Annotated in this window: 21 protein-coding genes and 5 pseudogenes; 18 read left to right on the top strand and 8 right to left on the bottom strand. The window is 68.9% G+C overall.

The genetic code is table 11. The features are described 5' to 3' along the window. Both ABT009_RS37910 and ABT009_RS37905 read left to right on the top strand, forming a co-directional pair. The coding region (locus ABT009_RS37910; protein ID WP_351305623.1) for a transposase at positions 1–165 on the top strand (165 nt) is incomplete at its 5' end. A gap of 160 nt (positions 166–325) precedes the next feature. Continuing rightward, positions 326–1,987 (top strand): IS1182 family transposase, encoded by a 1,662-nt coding sequence (locus ABT009_RS37905; protein ID WP_351305621.1) that lies wholly within the window; start codon positions 326–328, stop codon positions 1,985–1,987. Between the two features lie 426 nt (positions 1,988–2,413). Here the strand turns inward: ABT009_RS37905 and ABT009_RS37900 are convergent. Together ABT009_RS37900 and ABT009_RS37895 are read right to left on the bottom strand one after the other, a co-directional pair. Next, positions 2,414–2,668: pseudogene (locus ABT009_RS37900) on the bottom strand (helix-turn-helix domain-containing protein); the annotation flags it as partial. A 224-nt stretch (positions 2,669–2,892) separates the two neighbouring features. Beyond that, on the bottom strand, positions 2,893–3,630 hold the full coding sequence (locus ABT009_RS37895) for an SDR family oxidoreductase (protein ID WP_351305619.1): 738 nt from the start codon (positions 3,628–3,630) through the stop codon (positions 2,893–2,895). 105 nt (positions 3,631–3,735) lie between these two features. Between ABT009_RS37895 and ABT009_RS37890 the strand changes: the two genes are divergently transcribed. Further along, complete coding sequence (locus ABT009_RS37890) at positions 3,736–4,578, top strand: helix-turn-helix transcriptional regulator (protein ID WP_351305618.1); 843 nt, start codon at positions 3,736–3,738, stop codon at positions 4,576–4,578. A gap of 223 nt (positions 4,579–4,801) precedes the next feature. On the opposite strand, the gene ABT009_RS37885 is transcribed toward ABT009_RS37890, so the two are convergent. Both ABT009_RS37885 and ABT009_RS37880 read right to left on the bottom strand, forming a co-directional pair. Next, on the bottom strand, positions 4,802–5,347 hold the full coding sequence (locus ABT009_RS37885; protein ID WP_351305616.1) for a TetR/AcrR family transcriptional regulator: 546 nt from the start codon (positions 5,345–5,347) through the stop codon (positions 4,802–4,804). A gap of 12 nt (positions 5,348–5,359) precedes the next feature. After that, positions 5,360–5,941: a sugar O-acetyltransferase gene (locus tag ABT009_RS37880; RefSeq protein ID WP_351305614.1), complete on the bottom strand. Its 582-nt coding sequence runs from the start codon at positions 5,939–5,941 to the stop codon at positions 5,360–5,362. A gap of 364 nt (positions 5,942–6,305) precedes the next feature. On the opposite strand from ABT009_RS37880, the gene ABT009_RS37875 reads away from it, so the two are divergent. The 6 genes from ABT009_RS37875 (at position 6,306) to ABT009_RS37850 (ending at position 9,369) form a co-directional block, all read left to right on the top strand. Then, positions 6,306–6,770 carry a MerR family transcriptional regulator gene (locus tag ABT009_RS37875; RefSeq protein WP_351305612.1) on the top strand — a complete coding sequence of 155 codons (465 nt, stop codon included), beginning with the start codon at positions 6,306–6,308 and terminating at the stop codon, positions 6,768–6,770. Positions 6,771–6,778: 8 nt separating this feature from the next. Beyond that, entirely contained in the window at positions 6,779–7,804 is a 1,026-nt protein-coding gene (locus tag ABT009_RS37870; protein ID WP_351305610.1) for an aldo/keto reductase, read from the top strand. A 28-nt stretch (positions 7,805–7,832) separates the two neighbouring features. Beyond that, complete coding sequence (locus ABT009_RS37865; protein WP_351305609.1) at positions 7,833–8,051, top strand: transposase; 219 nt, start codon at positions 7,833–7,835, stop codon at positions 8,049–8,051. A 24-nt stretch (positions 8,052–8,075) separates the two neighbouring features. Then, the gene (locus ABT009_RS37860) at positions 8,076–8,231 is read left to right on the top strand and encodes a hypothetical protein (protein WP_351305607.1); all 156 of its coding nucleotides are present in this window, start codon (positions 8,076–8,078) and stop codon (positions 8,229–8,231) included. After that, a complete protein-coding gene (locus tag ABT009_RS37855) occupies positions 8,228–8,359 on the top strand; it encodes a hypothetical protein (protein WP_351305605.1) in 132 nt (43 codons plus the stop codon). The genes ABT009_RS37860 and ABT009_RS37855 overlap by 4 nt, the downstream gene beginning before the upstream one ends. Positions 8,360–8,478: 119 nt before the next feature. Further along, complete coding sequence (locus ABT009_RS37850; RefSeq protein ID WP_351305603.1) at positions 8,479–9,369, top strand: arginase family protein; 891 nt, start codon at positions 8,479–8,481, stop codon at positions 9,367–9,369. Positions 9,370–9,469: 100 nt separating this feature from the next. On the opposite strand, the pseudogene ABT009_RS37845 reads toward ABT009_RS37850, so the two are convergent. Beyond that, positions 9,470–9,688 (bottom strand): annotated as a pseudogene (locus tag ABT009_RS37845) (helix-turn-helix domain-containing protein); the annotation flags it as partial. Positions 9,689–9,723: 35 nt separating this feature from the next. Between ABT009_RS37845 and ABT009_RS37840 the strand changes: the two are divergent. From ABT009_RS37840 to ABT009_RS37825, 4 genes and pseudogenes are all read left to right on the top strand, one after another. Then, positions 9,724–10,072 (top strand): annotated as a pseudogene (locus tag ABT009_RS37840) (sodium:solute symporter); the annotation flags it as partial. 150 nt (positions 10,073–10,222) lie between these two features. Further along, positions 10,223–10,687, top strand: coding sequence for an HD domain-containing protein (locus tag ABT009_RS37835; RefSeq protein WP_351305601.1), 465 nt, complete (start codon positions 10,223–10,225; stop codon positions 10,685–10,687). A gap of 302 nt (positions 10,688–10,989) precedes the next feature. Continuing rightward, a complete protein-coding gene (locus ABT009_RS37830; RefSeq protein ID WP_351305600.1) occupies positions 10,990–11,439 on the top strand; it encodes a helix-turn-helix transcriptional regulator in 450 nt (149 codons plus the stop codon). Positions 11,440–11,444: 5 nt separating this feature from the next. Beyond that, positions 11,445–11,855, top strand: coding sequence for a VOC family protein (locus ABT009_RS37825; protein WP_351305598.1), 411 nt, complete (start codon positions 11,445–11,447; stop codon positions 11,853–11,855). A gap of 493 nt (positions 11,856–12,348) precedes the next feature. On the opposite strand, the pseudogene ABT009_RS37820 reads toward ABT009_RS37825, so the two are convergent. Both ABT009_RS37820 and ABT009_RS37815 read right to left on the bottom strand, forming a co-directional pair. Next, a pseudogene (locus ABT009_RS37820) lies at positions 12,349–13,046 on the bottom strand (transposase); the annotation flags it as partial. Between the two features lie 59 nt (positions 13,047–13,105). Beyond that, positions 13,106–13,756, bottom strand: a complete 651-nt coding sequence (locus ABT009_RS37815) for an MOSC domain-containing protein (RefSeq protein WP_351305596.1) — start codon at positions 13,754–13,756, stop codon at positions 13,106–13,108. A gap of 59 nt (positions 13,757–13,815) precedes the next feature. Here ABT009_RS37815 and ABT009_RS47575 point away from each other — a divergent pair. From ABT009_RS47575 to ABT009_RS37795, 5 genes and pseudogenes are all read left to right on the top strand, one after another. After that, positions 13,816–13,932 (top strand): annotated as a pseudogene (locus tag ABT009_RS47575) (IS982 family transposase); the annotation flags it as partial. Next, positions 13,933–14,007 (top strand): mycothiol transferase, encoded by a 75-nt coding sequence (locus ABT009_RS37810; protein ID WP_502990038.1) that lies wholly within the window; start codon positions 13,933–13,935, stop codon positions 14,005–14,007. A 64-nt stretch (positions 14,008–14,071) separates the two neighbouring features. Continuing rightward, complete coding sequence (locus ABT009_RS37805) at positions 14,072–14,674, top strand: O-methyltransferase (RefSeq protein ID WP_351305594.1); 603 nt, start codon at positions 14,072–14,074, stop codon at positions 14,672–14,674. A gap of 165 nt (positions 14,675–14,839) precedes the next feature. Further along, positions 14,840–16,456: an esterase-like activity of phytase family protein gene (locus ABT009_RS37800; protein WP_351305592.1), complete on the top strand. Its 1,617-nt coding sequence runs from the start codon at positions 14,840–14,842 to the stop codon at positions 16,454–16,456. A gap of 31 nt (positions 16,457–16,487) precedes the next feature. Next, complete coding sequence (locus ABT009_RS37795) at positions 16,488–17,834, top strand: histidine-type phosphatase (RefSeq protein WP_351305591.1); 1,347 nt, start codon at positions 16,488–16,490, stop codon at positions 17,832–17,834. A gap of 437 nt (positions 17,835–18,271) precedes the next feature. Here ABT009_RS37795 and ABT009_RS37790 read toward each other — a convergent pair whose 3' ends face one another. Further along, complete coding sequence (locus tag ABT009_RS37790) at positions 18,272–19,201, bottom strand: LAETG motif-containing sortase-dependent surface protein (RefSeq protein WP_351305589.1); 930 nt, start codon at positions 19,199–19,201, stop codon at positions 18,272–18,274. Positions 19,202–19,450: the final 249 nt, after the last annotated feature.

The following is a 19,450-nucleotide window of genomic DNA, read 5'->3' as shown; positions in this document are numbered from 1 at the left end:
AAAGGCGTATCCGCCCGCCGCCTCCGCCAGGAGTTTCCCGACCACATCCGAAAGTATCTGTGGGGCGCGCACTTCTGGTCGCCGTCATACTTCGCAGCCTCGTGCGGCGGGACCCCGCTATCGATCATCAAGGAGTACATCGAGAACCAGAAGCGACCCGACTGAGGTCAACAGTGCGGACCCGTGGGAACCTGCGCGTCAGAGCAGTCCAGAGAAGCGCTTCCTCCCGGGCGTTCACGACTCCGTTGGGAAACTCGTGATTCGAGCACGGTTGCGTCGTTCTTCTTACTGATGGCTGTGGTCGTTGGCGGGATGGGGAAGCAGGATGTCGCTGGAGTCGCGATCGGATGCCGGAGTGCCGGTGCTGACGGCTCGGGTGGTGCGGGCCGCGTTCCCCAAGGGGACTTTGGCCATCCGGATCCGGGAGGTGCTCGGTCCGCTGTTCACGGACGAGGACTTCGCCGAGGCTTTCCCCGGCCGGGGTCGGCCTGCGATCTCGCCGGGGGCCCTGGCTGTGGTGTCGGTGTTGCAGTATGCCGAGGGACTGTCCGACCGACAGGCCGCTGACCAGGTGCGGGCTCGCATGGACTGGAAATTCCTCCTCGGGCTGGAGCTGGATGACCCGGGCTTCGACTTCACCGTCCTGGGAGACTTCCGCTCCCGTCTGATCGCGCACGGACTCGAGGAGCGGGTCCTGGAGGTGATGCTGGCCCGGTTGTCGGACGCCGCCCTGCTGCGTGCCGGTGGTCGGCAGCGCACCGATTCCACGCATGTACTGGCCGGGGTGCGCACACTGAACCGGATGGAGTTCGTCGGCGAGACACTCCGGGCGGCGCTGGAGGCACTGGCCGCTGCCGCCCCCGGCTGGCTGACGCCGTTGATCAGCTCCGCGTGGGTGGAGCGGTATGGGGCCAAGGTCGACAACTACCGCTTCCCGAAAGGGGAGAACGTCCGCCGGGAATGGGCCGAACAGGTCGGCCGGGACGGGTTTCACCTCCTGGACGCCGTCGATGATGCCGCCGCCCCGGCCTGGCTGCGTGAGGTCCCCGCGGTGCGCATCCTGCGCCGGGCCTGGGCGGAGCAGTACCACCGGGAAGGGCAGGGGGTGCACTGGCGGGAGGGCAAGGACCTCCCGCCGGCCAGAGATCGGTTGTCCTCGCCCTATGACGCCGACGCCCACTTCGGCATCAAGCGCGGGTCGGGCTGGTGCGGCTACAAGGTCCACCTGAGCGAGACCTGCGAGTTGGATGACCCGCATCTCATCACGAACGTGGAGACCACGAACGCCACCGTCAACGACACCGAGGTCACCGCGGTCGTCCACCAGCATCTGGCCCGGCGGAAGCTGGCGCCACGCGAGCATGTGGTGGACGCGGGATACGTCACCGCCGCCCATATCCTGGCCGCCCGAACGGAACACGGCATTGACCTGCTCGGACCGGTCGGCATGGATACCCACCACAGCGGGCGCGACGCGCAGGCACCGGACCTGACCCAGGCCGCCTTCACCACGGACTGGGATGCCCGGAAGGTCACCTGTCCCCAGGGAGCGGTCAGCGTCAGCTGGTGCGAGCAGCGCAAAGCCAGTGGCACCCCCCTCGTCCGGGTGCATTTCGCACTCGCCGACTGCGAGCCATGCCCGCTGAGATCGAGGTGCACCAAAGCGGCCAACGGAAAGTGGGGCCGCAGCCTGACCCTGCTGCCCCAAGAACAGCAACAGATCCTGGAACAACGACGCGCGGACCAGCAAACCGACGCGTGGAAAGAACGCTACGACGCGCGAGCCGGGGTGGAAGGCACCATCTCCCAGGCCGTCCGCCGCACCCGCCTGCGACGCACGCCTTACCGGGGCCGGCACAAGACTCACCTGGCGAGCATTCTCTGCGCCACCGCCCTCAACATCGCGCGCGTCGACGCCTGGCTGCACGGCACCCCACTCGGCGCGACCCGTGTCTCCCACCTCGCCCGTCTCGCCCTTGCGGCATGACCTGATCACGAGAACCGCTTTGCGCCTTTCCCAACGAAGTCGTTCACGCCCGGGGTTCCGCGCTAGATCATGCTGAATATTCCGTACGCCTCGGCCGGCTCACTCATCAGGCTGAAACTCCGGACTCGGTACCGGTAGAGATCGTTGTTCGGCCGGTCTATCCGTCCCTCGTGCTCTCGGATCCGTCACGGTTCGTAATGGTCACACCGTGCGATGGAAACCCAGTCGCCGTTGATCAAGGTTCCTCGAACCATTCCGGCATCAACACGGATCCCGTCGACCAGGCGCGGCGTCTCGCCTGTGGCCGTTTCCCCGATGCGCTGGCCGTGATCCTTGCCGGGTCCACGGCTGCCGGGCGGGCCACTGCCAACAGTGAATTGGACATAGCGGTGCTCGTCGGGGACTGGTGCGAGACCCGCCGGGAGACTCCCAGCCGATCCGCTCGGCGATCAGCGTCGCGGGCATCGTCGGCGTCTCCCGCAGCAGTTCACGGATCTGCACTTCGACCGCGCCGACAGCCGAGCCCTTGGCCGGCCGCTGGTACTGCGGCGGCCGATCGCTCGCCAGGGCCCGCTTGACCGTGTTCTTCGAGATGCCCAGATGCCGCGCGATCGCCCGGATCGGAATCTGCTCAGCCCGATGCAGCCGGCGGATCTCTGCCCAGTCCTCCACGAGGATCACCCTTCCCTCCTGACCTTGATCACCACCAAGTCCGGAGTCAGACGAAGATCACCAAGTGGGTCACTTTTGATGCGCGGCGGATTCGGCCATCATCGAGACGTGCCAACTACCGTGCTGACAGGAGGCGCTGGGCAGCACGGACTCATGCCGGCGAGCCTGTGCTGCCGTGTGACCCGCTGGGCTGTCCCGCGGGCGCGGGCGGGTTGTCCGCATCGCGGGGGAGGTCAGCTCTGGGCGGTGGGGCGGACAACGATCTCGTTCACGTCGACGGTGTCGGGCTGTTCGATGGCGAACGCGATGGCCCGGGCGATCGCCTCGGGCGGGATCGCGATGTCGTCCCGCATCTTTGTGATCTCCGCACGGATCCGGCTGTTGGCTGATGCCTCGGCGAAGTCGGTCGCGGTTACACCGGGTGAGACGGTGGTCACTCGCAGGGAGCCGCCAGCTTCCTGGCGCAGTCCTTCGCAGATGGCCCGGACTGCGAACTTGGTTCCGGCGTAGACAGCCATGGCCGGCGCGACGCGAAACGCGGCCGTGGAGGCGATGGTGATGAAGTGGCCGGTGCCCTGCGCCCGGAAGACCGGCAGCGCGGCGCCGATTCCGTGCAGCACACCCTTCACGTTGACGTCGACCATCTGGTCCCATTCGTCGACGCGCAGATCGTCGAGCGGCGAGATCGTGCCGAGCCCGGCGTTGCTGACGAGTACGTCGAGCCGGCCGAAGCGCTCGCCGCCCAGCGCGACGAGGGCGTGCAGGTCGTCCCGCCGGGTCACATCGGTGCGGATCTGCACGGCCTCGCCACCCGCCTTCTCGATCCGGGCCACCAGCTCCTCGAGGCGCTCGGACCGGCGCGCGCCGAGGACGAGTCGCGCGCCGCGTTCGGCGAGCAGCAGCGCGGTCGCTTCGCCGATGCCGCCGCTGGCCCCCGTGATCGCCACTACCTTGCCATCGATTCCCGACATGATGTCGTCCTCCTCGCATCGCGTTCTGTACTTGGATCCACTGTGCGAGGCATTTAGCCTGGTATCCAGACCGTGTTTATTCTGGAATCAGGACTGCCACACACCATGCCGAAACAGCCGGATCAACGTCAGGAACTGGGCGCTTTCCTGCGCAGCCGCAGAGAACGCATCACGCCGGACGAGGTCGGCCTGCCGCAGACCGGTCGCCGCCGGACGCCGGGTCTGAGGCGGGAGGAACTCGCCCTGCTCGCCGGGATCAGCTCCACCTGGTACACGTACCTGGAGCAAGGGCGGGAGATCCGCGCTTCCGAACAGGTACTCGAGTCCCTCGCTTCGGTCCTGCGGCTCGACCGGCACGAGCGCGGACACCTGCTCCAGCTGGCCGGTCACGTGCCCCTGGCTGAAGCCGAGGCGCCCGAGCCGCTCACTCCCGAGGTGGCGGCCGTCCCGCTCTTGTTGCAGCCGCACCCGTCGTACATCATCGACGGCAACTACGACGTCCTCAGCCACAACCAGGCGGCCGACCAGCTGTTTCCAAACCTCATCACCGAGGCCGGCCGGCCGGCGAACTTCGTCCGCTGGGTCTTCCTCGAACCCGCGGCCCGGGACGTGTTGGTGGACTGGGAGCCGGAGGCGCGAGGCCTGCTCGCCCGGCTTCGCACACTGGCCGGACGCCATCCCGCCGACCCGCGGTACACCCGGCTGATCGAAGAGTTGCACGAGGGCAGCCCGGAAGCACAGACCTGGTGGCCCCAGTACGAGGTGCAGGCCCGGCACAGCGGACGGAAACGGCTACGGCACCCGGGACGCAAAACGATCGATTACACGTACACCGCCTTCCACCTGGCCGAACAGCCGGAACAGACGCTGGTGATCTATTTCGACAGCACTGAACCGGCCGAACGAGGGCGGAGCAGCGTCAGCGACCACGTCCCGGGCAGTTCCTGAGAAACCGGTGCCGCCCCACCGCGGTGACGGGTGGGGCGGCACCGGTCATTCTTCGACGCCGAGCTGCGCGCGGTTACTTCTCTGTCGGATCCGGGGCGGGCGCGACCCCGGTGGGGCACGACGCCTCCCCAGTTCGTCTCGAACGGGTCACCGAGCTTGACCCCCGTCCCTGTGGGGGCGCGGTGTCAGGTCCGCTCCCCCACAGGCTGCTTGGTGGCCGCTTCTAGGCGGCGGTGGTGATGCGTTTGACCGCTTCGCTGGTCAGTTCGTGGCTGTGGGGTGCGCCATCCAGGGCTCGGTGCAGGGTGAGTCCCTCGATGAGTGCGTCGAGCTGCCGGGCGGTGTCCGGGTCGAAGTGCCGTTCCAGCAGTTGCCGGCTGCGGCGCATCCATGCCTGGGCCAGCTCCTGGTATTCCGGTCGTCGCGCGGAGAGGGTGTAGAGCTCCTGGGTGAGGATGAGGTTGCGTCGGGGGCCCTCGGAGAGCGTGTGGACGAGGTTGGTGACGGCGTCACGCGCCTGTTCGGGGCTGCCGGCGCGGCCCAGGTGCTGCTCGAAGACGGCCACGATGTGGTCGGCGAACCGGGTGAAGGCTTCGCGGAGCAGGTCGTCGATGCCGGTGAAGTGGTACGTCATCGAGCCGAGGGGCACGTCGGCGCGGGTGGCGATCTTGCGGTGGGATACGCCGGCGACGCCTTCGTCGGCGATGTGGTCGAGGGTGGCGGCGAGGATGCGCTCGCGACGCTGCGGATCCGTGTGTCCGGTGGCCATCAGTGACGCGCCTCAGAGGTTGCGGATCGGCCGGGCGGGGTTGCCGACGGCGACAACGTTCGCGGGGATGTCCTTGGTGACCACCGCGCCGGCGCCGATGACGCTGTTGTCTCCGATCGTCACGCCGGGGCAGACGATGACGCCTCCGCCGAGCCAGACGTTGTCACCGATGGTGATGGGGCGAGCCGCCTCCAGCTTGTCGCGACGGGGCTGCGGCTCCAGGGGATGGGTGGGGGTGAGGAGTTGGACGTTGGGGCCGATCTGGCAGTCCTCGCCGATGGTGATCTGGACGACGTCGAGCGCGGTCAGGTTGTAGTTGACGAAGGTGCGGGCCCCGATGGTGATGTTGCTGCCGTAGTCGACGTACAGCGGCGGCCGCACCTCGACGTCCTCGCCTGCCGAGGCGAGCAGTTCATCTAGGACCGGCCGGGCCTTCCCGGGGTCCTCGAGAAAGGCGGTCTGGTAGCGGGCGGCAAGCTGCATGGCGCGCTGCTGCCTGCGGGCGATCTCCGGGTCGTCGGCGATGTAGAGGTCGCCCGCGAGCATGCGCTCCAGGTTGGTGCGCGGGTCGTCAGCAAAGTAATCCGTCGACATGCGTACGATCGTACACTCTGGAAGGTACGAACGTACGCTCATTCGGTCCCGGCCGGAGGCTCCGCCTGGTCCCCGCGATCAAGGTTTCTTCGTCCGGGCCTTGAGTCAGAGTGGGTTCTCGGAAGCCGATCGGCGGCCAACGGGGGCATCGGCGACCCGTTTCCGTTGCTGCACCGGCGTCACCTTCCCCGAACAACTGCACGCAACAATCCCCCAGGCATGAGCCCAACCCCGCAGTGCCGTTGGGGTACCGCATGCTGGCGAAGTCTGCAGAACGCTCGGACCGGCGGACGCGGCCGGCCCAACAGGCGCCGTGCTTAGCGCACTTGCTTCAAGTGCACTTGAACGTCCTAGCGTGGACGGCATGACGGTGATCGACAGCACCCCCGTGAAGCCCCCGCCCGTGGACGTCTGTGTGTCCGTGGGGCCGGCGCATCCGCGACCCGACGGCCAGGATCGCTACACGATCAGCGAGGTCGCGGCGTTCACTGGACTCAGGGCCCACACGCTGCGCTGGTACGAGCAGATCGGTCTGATGCCGCACGTGGAGCGGTCGCACACAGGCCAGCGCCTTTTCGGGAACAGGGACCTGGACTGGCTCGCCTTCGTGGGCAAGTTGCGGCTGACCGGGATGCCGGTCGCCGACATGGTCCGCTTCGCGGAGCTGGTCCGCCGGGGCGAGGTCACCTTCGACGAACGGCGGGAGATTCTGCAGCAGACCCGACGCGAGGTCGTCACACGCATCGCGGAGCTGCAGGACACCCTCGCCGTACTCGACTCCAAGATCGACTTTTATGCGGGCGCCCGCCGGGCGTCGGAAGGGGCCTGAACGCCATCATGAGCAACACCATCGAACAGATCAACAAGGTCGAGCTGGGCACCGGCGGCCCCCTCGTCGGCGTCCAGGGCTTCGGCGCCATGGGCATCAGCGTCGCCTACGGACAGACGGACACCGCGGCGGCCCGCGACACTCTGGAGGCCACGGTTGAGGCGGGCGTCACCCTCATCGACACCGCCGATATGTACGGCGTCGGTGCCAACGAGGAGTTCCTTGCCCCGTTCGTCGCCGCGCACCGCGACGAGATCACTCTGGCCACCAAGTTCGGCATCGAGTACCGTGCCGACGACCCGAGCTACCGGGCTATCCGCAACGATCCCGCCTACACCAAAAGGGCTGTCGAGGCGAGTCTGCGCCGTCTGAACGTCGAGGTCATCGACCTCTACTACATGCACCGCCGCGACCCCGCCGTCCCGCTCGCCGAGTCTGTCGGTGCCATGGCCGAACTGGTACAAGAAGGCAAGGTCAAGCACCTCGGCCTGAGTGAGGTCACCGGTGCCGAGCTGCGCGAGGCGCATGCCGTGCACCCGATCACTGCCCTGCAGTCGGAGTGGTCGGTCTTCAGCCGGGACGTCGAGCGCAGCGCGGTGGGCGCGGCCGCCGCGCTCGGGGTCGCCTTCGTGCCGTACTCGCCGCTCGGCAGGGGCTTTCTGACCGGCGCCTTCACCGACGCGAGCAAAGACCTCTCCAGCAGCGACTTCCGACAGTTGCTGCCGCGCTTCACTGGCGACAACGCCAAGGCGAACGCCGCTCTTCTGGCGCCCCTGCACAAGATCGCAGCCGACCATGGCGCCACCACGGCGCAGATCGCCCTTGCCTGGGTGCAGCATCGGGCCCAGGTGCACGGCCTGACCGTCGTGCCGATCCCCGGGACCCGCAAGCGCAGCCGCCTCCTTGAGAACGCCGCCGCCACCCGGATCATGCTGACCTCCGAAGAGCTGGCGCTGCTGGAGCCGATCGCCGGCCAGGTAGCAGGCGACCGCTACTCGGACATGTCATTCACCTCCGCAGCCCGGGAAGTCTAGGGCCTGTCATCAGAGGTGGCCTTGGGCGGTGGACCACGGTCGGGCGATACGCCGCCATGAACTGTCGGATGCCGAGTGGGAATTACTCAGTCCGCTGCAGCCGCGATCCGGGATGGGGCGACCACGTCTGGACGACCGCATGATGCTGAACGGGATCGTGTGGAAGTTCCGCCCCGGGGCGGGCTGGCGGGATGTGCCCGATCGGTACGGCTCCCGGGCCACTTTGCACACCCGGTTCCGGCGCTGAGCCAAGGACGGCACATTCGACCGTATGCTGCGGGCGGCCCAGGTCAAGGCAGACTCGGGCGGCGACATCGACTGGCTGGTCTCGGTCGACTCCGCGATCGTCCGCGCCCACCAGCACGCCTCCGGCGCGCGAAAGAGGGCCTCTGCAGTCACGGGTTCGGCCGTTCACGCGGCGGGTTGACCAGCAAGATCCACCTCGCCGTCGATGGCCGGGGCCGCCCGCTCGCACTCACGCTGGCTGTGCTCGTCGTGTTCCGGTTCGGCGCCGGGGTTGAGGTGGCGCAGGACGTCGAAGTCGTGGTGCCCTAGGCGGCTCAGCGTGATGTCGGTTTTGCGGCATTATGAGCCTGTGACGGCGGTACTCAACCAGGTGGCGCCGGAGAGGCATGCCGGGCCAGGCGCTGCTCAGCAGCCGAAAGGGGTGGGACGTGCAGGAACTGGCGATCATCGAGGCACCGTCCGTGCTCGGGCTGCGGCCATCCGGCGTCCAGGACCTCCCGGCGGCTCTGCTCGATGCCGGTCTGCGTGTCCACCCTGGGGCGGTGTGGGCCGGCCGGGTCGAAGCGCCGGCGTACGACCCGATGCGGGACGCTGACACCGGCATCCTCAACCCCGTCGGCATCGCGCAGTACTCCGTCCGACTGGCCGACCTGGTCGGCAGCGTCCTCGACGCCGGCCGCTTTCCCGTAGTCCTCGGCGGCGACTGCAGCATCCTGATCGGCAACCTCCTCGCCCTGCGCCGCCGCGGACGCTACGGCCTGCTGTTCCTCGACGGCCACACCGACTTCTACCAGCCGTCGGCGGAGCCGGCCGGCGAGGCGGCCTCGATGGAACTCGCCCTGGCCACCGGCCGCGGCCCTCGGCTGCTCACCGACCTCGAAGGCCGCGGGCCCCTGCTCCGGGACGAGGATGTCGTCGCTTTCGGCTTCCGCGACTCCGCCGAGTCCGCCACGGCGGGGATGCAGCCTCTACCGCCACAGCTGCATGCGATCGACCTCGACGGTGTGCGTGCGGCCGGCGCCGCCTCGGCAGCGCGCCACGCGGTCGGCCGACTCACCGGCGGCAAGAGCGCCGGGTACTGGGTTCACCTCGACGTCGACGTCCTGGATGACGCCATCATGCCTGCCGTCGACTACCGCCTCCCCGGAGGACTGACCTGGCCGGAACTGGAGAGCGTGCTGCGGACAGCACTCGCCGGCGAACGAGCCGTCGGCCTTGATGTCACGATCTTCAACCCCCATCTCGACCCCGAAGGGACGATCGCAGCCCGCCTCACCGAGTGCCTGAGCCGAGGGCTGTCAGCGCGGACCGACCGCTGAGTAGGTCCGGAGTGCGGTGCCGGGGTTGCTCCCGGTCCGTTTCTCCGGACTGCCGTCAAAACAAAGCGACATCACCAAACCCGGTCAGTCGGAGAGGTTTTCAGCTCTCGTTCTCGCGCTGGGGATGGCCCTCGCCGGGCAGCCGGTGGAGGGCGAAGCAGAGCTCCATGCGGACGTCCGGGTCGTCGAGGTCGGTGTCGAGCAGCTCCGCGATGCGACTCATGCGTCGCCGTACCGTGTTGCGGTGGAGCTCCAGCGCCGCGGCGGTGCGGTCCCAACTGCCGTACTGGGACAGCCAGGTACGAAGGGTCTCCAGGAGGACTGCGGCCCGGGCGCCGCGGCTTGGTCGAGCATGTGATCGCCGCACTGACCGTCGCCTACAACCTGCTGGTCGGAGGCCTGCTCGTACCCATCCTCGGTGCCCTGGTCCGGCGGCGCGGCAACCAGCAAGGCGCGCTCGCCGCGATGGCCTCCGGGGGGTGCGACCGTGATCAACCTGATGGTCCTCAAGGGCACGCTCGCCAGCGAGCCCATCTACTACGGCCTGGCCGTGAGCCTCGTCGCATACATCGTCACCAGCCTCGCCACCCGGCCCACCGAAACGGCTGTGCTGGAGAAGTGGGGCCGCCGACTCACCGGCCGCTCCGACGAGCACGCCGAAGCAGTGGCAGCCACGGCCGCGAGTTCCCCCGCCACCCTCTGAGCGGCATCCGCCCCTCCCCAACGGGCGAGACCGCGAAGCGCGGCAGCCGTCGGCATTGCGGCGCACCGCACTCACCACCCCGGAAATCCACCTTGCCGGACCACCACCCTCGGCGCCCAACAGGCGCTGCATTTCAAGGAGTTGCCCCAAATGGAAAAGGCACAGTTCACCCGCATCGACGAGAGCACCCGAGAGGGCTGGGAGATCACCACTCAGTACGACGAGGAGCACCGCGCTGAACTTCCGGGCCGTCTCCTCGCGCCCCTCGCGCGGATGGGTGACAACGAAAGCGACCAGCCCTACCAGGTGACCCGCCTCGAGCACTGCCTGCAGGCCGCCACCCGTGCCCTGCGCGACGGCGCCGAAGCGGAGATGGTGGTCGCCGCCCTCCTGCACGACATCGGCGATGAGCTGGCACTGTTCGATCACGCCGAGTTCGCCGCGGCCATCCTCGAGCCCTACGTCTCGCGGAAGACCCACTGGATCATCCAGCAGCACGACGTGTTCCAAGGGAAGTACTACTGGGACCATCTGGACCTCAACCCGGACACGAGTCGCAGCGCATTGAGAGCTGCGCTGCGGAAGTGCCGGCAAACGCCGTTGTACACGCGATGACGGCAAGCACTGTTCGGTGCTGTGGACCGGGATTGCCGTGCGGGTGGAGACTTCCGACTCCAGTCGCCGGCGGCCCCGAAACGCTCCACGAGGTGAGGGCGACCGCCCCCGGGCCCTCTTCGCCGCCGTCTCGCGTGGTCGCCGCGCGCGGCCCCGGTATGGAGGAGTTCGTGACCACCGTCGGCTGCGGAGCGACTCTGGACGCATGGCCAGGAGAAACGTCCGGCGGTGCAGGGACGCGGAGTGGGGTGGGACGCCAGCGGCGCTAGGCAACTCCGACGCGACGTGGCACGATCGTGCAGGTGACCAACAGTCCCGCCGCAGCGCAGCACCTGCGCGACCTCGCGCGGCTGCGCCGCGTCCGCGACCGGATCGACCGGGAGTACGCGCAGCCGCTGGACGTCGAGGCGCTCGCCCGCGGCGTGAACATGTCGGCCGGGCACCTCAGCCGCCAGTTCCGGCTCGCCTACGGTGAGTCACCGTACGCCTATCTGATGACGCGTCGCATCGAGCGCGCGATGGCGCTGCTGCGCCGTGGTGACCTCAGCGTCACCGAGGTCTGTTTCGCGGTCGGCTGCTCGTCGCTGGGCACCTTCAGCACTCGCTTCACCGAGCTGGTCGGTATGCCGCCCAGCGTCTATCGGCGCCAGGCGGCGAGCGCGACGGCGGGGATCCCGTCGTGTGTCGCGAAACAGGTGACCAGACCGATCAGGAATCGAGAAGCGCCGGCCACTGAGCCGCAGCTAGCGTGACGGCCATGGACATCACCATTCACACGAGCGTCCTCCCGCACGACGACCCGGACGCCGCCCTGGCCTTCTACCGCGACACCCTCGGCTTCGAGGTCCGCAACGACGTCGGAAACGGCAAGATGCGCTGGATCACGGTCGGCCCCGCCGACCAGCCCGACACGTCCATCCTCCTGGCGCCGCCGGCCGCCGACCCCGGCATCACCGACGACGAGCGCCGCACCATCGTCGAGATGATGGCCAAGGGCACCTACGGCTGGATCCTGCTGGCCACCCGGGACCTCGACGGCACCTTCGAGCGGCTGCAAGCCGGAGACGCCGAGGTCGTCCAGGAGCCGACCGAACAGCCGTACGGCATCCGCGACTGCGCCTTCCGCGATCCCGCTGGCAACCTGATCCGCATCCAGGAGCTGCGCTGAGCCACCCGGCAATCGCAGCCATGACTGACAGCTGCGACGAGCTCGAGCTCAGGTGCACCTTCACGAGGTCCCGTCGGTGCTCCGGCGCCTCGTCCCCTCCGCCTACCGGCCGGCGCTCGCAAACCCGCGTGTTCCGGCGACTGATCCTCGGCTTCGCGGTCTCGTACCCGGCGACAGGATGAGCTTCGTCGCGGTGGCGTGGCTCGCCATCGAGCTCGCGCCGCAGGCGACCGCGGGGCTGTGGGTCGGCGGCGCAGTGGCCGCCTACACGTTGCCGGGCCTGGTCGGCGCGCTGGTGTTCGGTCGCCGACTGCGCCGAGTGCCGGCCAGGAGGCTACTGCTCGCCGACACCATGGTGCGCGCCGTGTTCCTCGGCGCCCTACCGCTCGCCTGGCTCGCAGGGCTGCTCACGCCGCCGCTGTACGTCGTGCTGCTCGCGGTCTCGTCCCTGCTGCACGCGTGGGGCAGCGCGGGCAAGTACACCCTGCTGGCCGAGCTGCTGCCCGACGATCAGCGGCTCGCCGCGAACACCCCTCGTCAGCTCGCTCAACTTCGCTTCGAAGCTCTTGCCGAAGTAGTTCTTGTCGCCGATCAGCGTCTGCCCGGGGCGGGCTGCTACGAGGTCCCGCTCGGCGGCGAGCAGGTCCAGCAGAGTCTCGCGCTCGTCGGCCTTGGCCCCAGTGAGGGCGAAGGCGACCGGCAGACCGTGGAGGGTGCACCCCGGGTGCAGCCGCACGCCCCAGATGTGGCGTGAGTGGCTGGCGCAATAGCCGTACTCGGCCCAGCCGGCCAGGTCGGAGCGTTCGACGGTCTCGCGGGAGCGCCCGCAGTCGACCGGGGAGGAGGAGACCACCCAGACATCGTCGGTCCACAGCGTGGTGTCGCAGCCCGGCGTCCGGTGATCCGGCGGATCAGCTCGGCGGCCTTGCGTAGCCGCTTGTTGTAGCCGGGCTGCTGGGGCAGGTACGGGAAGAGGTGCCGCAGGTGGGCGCGGGCGTGGCGGAGCCATCGGGCCTCTGAGGTGAAGCCGAGCATGGCCTGCATCATCGCGGTCGGCTCGGCGTCGGCGTCGGTGAGCTGCGGAGCGATCCCCAGGTCAGGCCGCCACGAAGCGAGACGCGGCGAAGCTTTCAACAGGTCGTCGGTCCTCACGTACAGTGCGGTCGCGAGGGAGTCCAACTCTGGCGTCACAACCGTAGTTTGGGCTCCCGTGTCCCATGAGCGCAGCCGGTGCCCCTGAAATCGATCGTCTATGCGGTGGTACGCCTGCGCGCAAGTTGCTTGCTCTCCTCCGGTAGTGCGTCGGCGTCCAGCAGGCGCGGCAGCAGTTCCGGCTCACGTGTCATCGCGCGGAAGACGAGCGCGACGGTCACGTCATGGTCGGGCCGGCACACGATCTCCACCGGATCGGCGGCGCGGATTTCCCCCGGCTCAATCACACGCAGATACGCGCCCGGCAGCACGGCCTGAGTGAACCGCTTGATCCAACCGTCACGCTCCAGCCAGCCCTGGAACGTCGCGCACGGAATCCGCGGGCACGACACCTCCAGGACGACATCTGGCCCAATGCGCCAGCGCTCGCCGATCAGCGCGCCGTTGACGTCGAGGCCGACGGTCGTGAGGTTCTCTCCGAAGACGCCGTTCGCAAGCGGCCTGCCCAACTCGGCCTCCCACCCGTTGAGATCCTCGCGGGCATAGGCGTAAACGGCCTGGTCGGAGCCGCCGTGGTGCTTCACGTCGTAGACCCGATCGCCGACGAGACCGACCGTACCGGTGCCCTTGGGGCCGGGGGCGATCACAGCGACAGGCCCATCGACGGGCCGCTTGTCGATGCCCGTCGCGCTGAGGCCCTTCCACGGGTTGGGGCGAGGCTTGCCGACATTGACGGAGAGCAGCTTCATGCGGCCGACTGTACGGTCCGCTACCCGCGCAGGGCGACACATTTGCCTGCCCCTGCCGCCCTTGCGGCGTGACCGTCCGCGTCCTGCAGCGAATCCTCGCGCTGGCCGCCGCCATCCGGCGCAACGACCACACCGGCCAGCCGATCCTGCGCACACTGACCGCCTATGACCACTGAATTGAGGAGACCGCGCGGCACACCGCCCACGCTGACATTCTGCGCGAGCAGATCGACGGCGGTACAGGGCGCTAAGGTCCGCCACCGAGAGGTAACAATGGATGTTGCGTGGGAAGCTTGGCGCTTGCATCATCCCTGGATGGACGACACACCAAGCATGTTCCCAACTGCCCTGCCGGCGTTGCGCGCTGCGGCGCGCGAGGCGGGCTTCACCATGTCGTGTGAGGAGCGAACCGGCAGCTTGCTGGCCGTACTCGCGGCTGCCCGGCCGGGTGGGCGCATTCTCGAACTCGGCACGGGTGTGGGCGAAGGCACCGCTTGGCTCCTGAGCGGGATGGACGGAGCCTCTCGTCTGGTCACGGTCGAACTCGACGCTGCTGTCCAGGCGGTTGCCCGCGAACAGTTGGGGCCTGACCCGAGGGTGACTTTTGTGGCCGGAGACGGCGGCGAATGGCTGGAGGACTATGACGGGGAGCTCTTCGACTTGGTGTTCGCGGATACGTGGCCGGGCAAATTCACCCACCTTGAACGAGCCTTGGAACTCGTGGCCCCTGGAGGGACTTACCTGATCGACGACCTGTTTCCGCAGCCCGGGTGGCCAGAGGCCCACGAGTCCTCCGTGAAACGTTTGCTGGCCGAACTGGAAGGACGTCACGATTTCCGATCCGTCCGACTGGCATGGGCAAGCGGACTCGTCATGGCTGTGCGGGGTTCCGGCTCCGGGGCCGACCGCCGCCGGTGACCTTTGGGTGAACGTCGCGCCGCGGGGAGACCGGCCGGCGCAGTGGGACTGAGACTCCTCGGCACGCTTTACCACCTCTGTACCTGCTGTCCCACCCCCGGCCATGCGGAGTGATCAGACTTCCCGTCGCGCGCCATAGCGACGCGCGGCGAGGAGGGGATGCAGATGAACCGTCTGGGAATCGTGACCGCGGCGGCCACGGCCGTGGTGCTGTCCCTGGTCGGCACCGGGCCGGCCAGCGCCAAGGCGCTGAAACTCCAGGCGCGTGACGACGCCTATACGGCGCACGCCGGGCGGACGCTGACCATCGGTGCGCGGCACGGCGTACTGGCCGACGACACCGGCAGCCCGGCGACCCTCGTCGCGCACACGCAGACCGCCCATGGCTCGCTGACACTGAACCAGGACGGTTCGTTGGGCTACACCCCCGACGCGGGTTTCCACGGCACCGACACCTTCACCTACACGATCAGCGATGCCGTACGGCTGTACCAGACCCATCTGAAGCCCCTCGCCGTCATCGGCGGAGTGCCGGTCACCGCGGGGGCGTACGGCTCCTCGCTCTACCCGGTGCCCGGATCGAAGGACGAGTTCTACGGCCTCACCGACCGGGGCCCGAATGTCGACGGTCCGGACGGCGAGAAGGTGCTGCCGCTCCCGGACTTCGACCCCGCCATTGGCATGTTCCGGCTGAAGGGCACCAAGGCCGTACTGGAGCGGACGATCCCGCTGCGCGCCGCCGACGGAACTCCGTACAACGGGTTCGTCAACTCCCAGGCGAGCACCGGCGAGAACTTGTTCGACCTCAACGGCAACGCGCTGCCGCACTCGCCGTACGGCTACGACTCCGAGGGCTTGGTGGCCATGCGTGACGGCACTTTCTGGGTGTCCGACGAGTACGGGCCCTACATCACGCACTTCGGCCGCGACGGCCGGGCCATCGAGCGGCTGTCGCCCTTCGACAGATCCCTTCCCGCTGAACTCGTGAACCGCGTGCCCAACAAGGGCATGGAAGGGCTGACGGTCACCCCCGACGGCCACACCCTCGTCGGCATCATGCAGTCCGCGCTGCAGCAGCCGGACCTGCCGGGCAGCGTCAAGGTCAAGAACGTCACCACGCTGCGCATCGTCACGTACGATCTGCGCACCCGCGCCACGCACGAGTACGTCTATCTGCTGGACGACCCCAAGACGAACAGCGGCGCGGTCAGCGAGATCACCGCGCTCAGCAGCACCCGCTTCCTCGTCGACGAACGGGACGGGATCTTCGAACCCGGCGCCTACAAGAAGCTGTTCGCCGTCGACATCTCGGGCGCCACCGACGTCGGGCCGTCCTCCACGGTGCCGGGCGCCGTGTACGACGCCGCCAAGGGCGGGCTGCTCGTCGGCTCGGCCCAGCAGACGGTCGAGGCCTACGTGGGGGCGGGCGACACGGCGACCGCCGCCGCCGCTTTGGGGTCCGCGGGCATCACCCCCGTCGCCAAGAGCCTCGACCTCGATCTCGGCGGCCTGGTCAGCAGTCTCGACCCCACCGGCGGCTTCTTCGGCCACGACAAGATCGAGGGCGTCGCCACGACGGACGGCGGGCGCACCGTCGTCGTCAGCAACGACAGCGACTTCGGCGTCGACGGCGTCTCCGGTTCGACCCCGACTCCGCCCTACGCCCTGCACGCCAAGATCCTCCCCAACGGCAAGCAGGACGACGGCGAGTTCCTGGCCGTCGACACCACGCGCCTGCCCGCCGCCACCAGCACGGCGACCGTGACGATCACCGTTCGGTGACACCGTGCCCCGATCCCGAAAGGACCTCGGCATGAAACGTGCCGTCGTATCCGCCGCCGTCCTGGCCGCGTCCCTGGCACTGGCCTCCACCGCCCTCCCGGCGCAGGCTGACGCCACGCACGCCGAGCCGCACTTCTACACGGCCAAGACGCCCTACACCCCGCAGGAGCGCCTGGCCGACTACCAGCCCGTGCCCCAGGGCTTCACCCCCGTGTTCACGGAGAACGTCGCCCGGCACGGCTCCCGCGCCATGACGGACAGCAGCGACGGCGACGCGGTCCTCGCGGTCCTCGGCACCGCCCAAAACCAGGGCGCGCTGACCGGGCTCGGCAAGCGGCTCGGCCCGCAGGTGGAGTCGCTGCTCGCCGCGGGTTCGTCGATCGGCTACGGCAACCTGGCCGGCCTCGGCGTGCAGGAGCAGCGGCAGACCGCGCTGCGTATGGAACGCCGTCTGCCGTCGCTGTTCGCGGACATCACCGCCAAGGGCGAGCCGATCGAGGTCGAGACCTCCGGCGTGGCCCGCGCCGTGGCGAGCGCGAACGCCTTCACCGCCGGCCTGACGGCCGGCGGCCCGGCGCTTGGCCCGCTGATCCAGGCCCCGGTCACCAACAAGGACCTGCTGTACTTCCACAAGCAGCCGCAGAACGCCGACTACCAGGCCTACCTGGCGAGCGACCCGCAACTGGCCGCCGTGCTCGCCGAGATCGACGGCGAGCCCGCCACCGCGAAGGCCGCCGGGAACGTCGTCTCGCGCCTGTTCACCCCGGCCTTCACCGCGGCGATGTCCACGGACGACCAAATCTCCTTCTCCCGCTCGCTCTACGAGCTCTACAGCGCCGCCCCCGACCTGCGCGTCGAGGCACCCGACGTGGATCTGGACGCCTTCCTCCCGCCCCGGGACGCCGAGTGGTTCGCCTATCTCGATGACGCCGAGGAGTTCTACCAGAAGGGTCCCGCCTTCCAGGGCCGCACGATCACCTACAAGATGGCCGGTGTCCTGCTGGACGACCTGTTCGCCCAGGTCGAGGCGAAGGCCGACGGCACCAGCGACAAGGGCGCCGTGCTGCGCTTCACCCACGCCGAGGAGATCGAGCCGCTCGCCGTGCTGCTCGGCATGCCCGGCAGCACCAAGGCCGCGGACGCGGACGACCCCTACACCTACCGGAGCAACCCCTGGCGTGGCGCCGAGGTCGCCCCGATGGGGGCGAACGTCCAGTGGGACCTGTACGCCAGGACGACCTCCCAGGGCACGGAGTACCTGGTGCGGATGCTCTACAACGAGAAGGAGACCGCCTTCAAGCCCTCCTGCAGGCCGATCGTCAGGGGCAGTTACTTCTACGACCTGGACGAACTGGAGCGCTGCTTCGACCGGGGCTGACCCCGGTGCACGCTTCGTGGGGCCGGCGTCCCCCTCCGGGGCCCGCTGGACGGCCTCACCCCGGGCATCGACGCACTGCTGCTCGCCTGGCTCGACCGCGCCAACCGCGACACGATTTGTCTGCGCGCGCCGCGTGGCGTCGTCGGCCCGGCGTGACATAGTCGAATGCGAGGGCGCTGTCAGTTGCGCCCCTCATCCCAAGGGCTCGCGCTACCCCCCCAGCGGCGAGTCCTTGCAGGAACCGTCGCACCCCCCGCGCGACGAGTTCTCGAGGGCCCGCCTCCACCCCCCCAGGAGGCGGGCCCTTCGTGCTGTACGGGGAGGCGGCAGTGAGGGGCTAGGCCGAAGCGGTGCTCGGTTGCCCGCGTGGGAAGCGAGGCAACCGGGCACTGCCGTGCGGACGCGGCCGGCGTCGGAACTCACGGCCCACGTCAGGGTCACGCCGAGGCGGAACCGCTCCTGCGGCGCCGCACCATGATCACCGCGCCAGCGCCGGCCACCACGGCCAAGCCGCCGACTGCGGCGATCGTCGGCAGTGCGGAGGACGAACCCGTCTCGGCGAGGTTCCCGGTGGCCGAAGGGCTCGACGTGCCGCCCTGCGACCCGCCGGCGGTCGGGCCACCCGTGGCGGAACCGCCGCCCGTCTCGCCGGGGGCGAGCACGTCGAAGTGGACCTCCACGGTGGTGCCGTCGGTGCAGTGCTTCTCCGGCTCCACGTACGTGCCGCTGCCGGTGGCGTAGCTGTCGCCGGGTGTGGCCTTGGCGTCGATCTCCAAGCGGAATTTCAGGTCGGCGGACTCATGGGCGTTCAGATTGGTGTAGCCGAAGATGATGCCGGTGTCGCGGTCCTGGTTTTTGCCCTCGTCCTTCAGGGTCAGCCATGTGCTGCTGTCGGTGTCCCAGTACTGGAGGTAGGCGTGGGCCCACAGGTCCGCGTTCTCGCTGGCGCTGCCGTTGTCGACGCTGACCGCCGCTTGGACCGCGCCGATCGGCGTGCCGGTGGTGTTGGCCACGTTCATGGTGAAGGTGTGCCAGCCGCTGCCAGCCACGATCTTGCTGGGCAGGCCCTTGATCTTGAGGTGAACCTTGGAGGAGGGCCCGTTGCGGCAGGGGGTCGGCGATGCGGTGGACGGGGCGCTCGGCGAGCTGGGGGCGGACGTTGAGGCGGAGGCGGACGTTGAGGCGGAGGATGACGGCAACGCGGAGCCCGAAGGGGCCGCGCCGGCGCTGGCGGCGGGGCTGGACGACGGCGCAGACGGGGACGCCGACGATCCGCCGTCGGCGTGCGCGGCGGTCGCGGTCAGCATCGCTGCCGGGACGATCGCGGCGGTCGCGGCAGCAGCCGACAACGTGCGACGAAGCTTCATGTGTATGGGTCCTCATGGCGTGAGCGGGAGAAGAAGAGGCGCATTCACCTGTGTGACGCCAGTGACCCCGCCCGCGTTGTAGGCGAGTCCGGAGTGTTCGTGATGCGTTCAACGGGAGTTCGAACGGCGCCCGCACGACTATCACGCCGCCGTCCCCGTCCTGCCCGCTTTCACCGCCGCCCGGCTCAACCTCCCGCCGATGAAGCAGTACCGATTTCCGCGCGGTGATCCTGCCCCACGGCGGACCAA

This window comes from Streptomyces sp. NPDC002896 (genome assembly GCF_040295225.1).
Taxonomy (GTDB): Bacteria; Actinomycetota; Actinomycetes; order Streptomycetales; family Streptomycetaceae; genus Streptomyces.
This window is presented reverse-complemented; position numbering and strand designations above follow the sequence as displayed.

Bases quoted from the DNA above. Each gene is read 5' to 3' on its own strand.
- ABT009_RS37905 (WP_351305621.1), top strand. From the start codon at position 326: ATGTCGCTGGAGTCGCGATCGGATGCCGGAGTGCCGGTGCTGACGGCT.
- ABT009_RS37895 (WP_351305619.1), bottom strand. From the start codon at position 3,630: ATGTCGGGAATCGATGGCAAGGTAGTGGCGATCACGGGGGCCAGCGGC.
- ABT009_RS37890 (WP_351305618.1), top strand. From the start codon at position 3,736: ATGCCGAAACAGCCGGATCAACGTCAGGAACTGGGCGCTTTCCTGCGC.
- ABT009_RS37885 (WP_351305616.1), bottom strand. From the start codon at position 5,347: ATGGCCACCGGACACACGGATCCGCAGCGTCGCGAGCGCATCCTCGCC.
- ABT009_RS37880 (WP_351305614.1), bottom strand. From the start codon at position 5,941: ATGTCGACGGATTACTTTGCTGACGACCCGCGCACCAACCTGGAGCGC.
- ABT009_RS37875 (WP_351305612.1), top strand. From the start codon at position 6,306: ATGACGGTGATCGACAGCACCCCCGTGAAGCCCCCGCCCGTGGACGTC.
- ABT009_RS37870 (WP_351305610.1), top strand. From the start codon at position 6,779: ATGAGCAACACCATCGAACAGATCAACAAGGTCGAGCTGGGCACCGGC.
- ABT009_RS37860 (WP_351305607.1), top strand. From the start codon at position 8,076: ATGCTGCGGGCGGCCCAGGTCAAGGCAGACTCGGGCGGCGACATCGAC.
- ABT009_RS37835 (WP_351305601.1), top strand. From the start codon at position 10,223: ATGGAAAAGGCACAGTTCACCCGCATCGACGAGAGCACCCGAGAGGGC.
- ABT009_RS37825 (WP_351305598.1), top strand. From the start codon at position 11,445: ATGGACATCACCATTCACACGAGCGTCCTCCCGCACGACGACCCGGAC.
- ABT009_RS37815 (WP_351305596.1), bottom strand. From the start codon at position 13,756: ATGAAGCTGCTCTCCGTCAATGTCGGCAAGCCTCGCCCCAACCCGTGG.
- ABT009_RS37805 (WP_351305594.1), top strand. From the start codon at position 14,072: ATGGACGACACACCAAGCATGTTCCCAACTGCCCTGCCGGCGTTGCGC.
- ABT009_RS37800 (WP_351305592.1), top strand. From the start codon at position 14,840: ATGAACCGTCTGGGAATCGTGACCGCGGCGGCCACGGCCGTGGTGCTG.
- ABT009_RS37795 (WP_351305591.1), top strand. From the start codon at position 16,488: ATGAAACGTGCCGTCGTATCCGCCGCCGTCCTGGCCGCGTCCCTGGCA.
- ABT009_RS37790 (WP_351305589.1), bottom strand. From the start codon at position 19,201: ATGAAGCTTCGTCGCACGTTGTCGGCTGCTGCCGCGACCGCCGCGATC.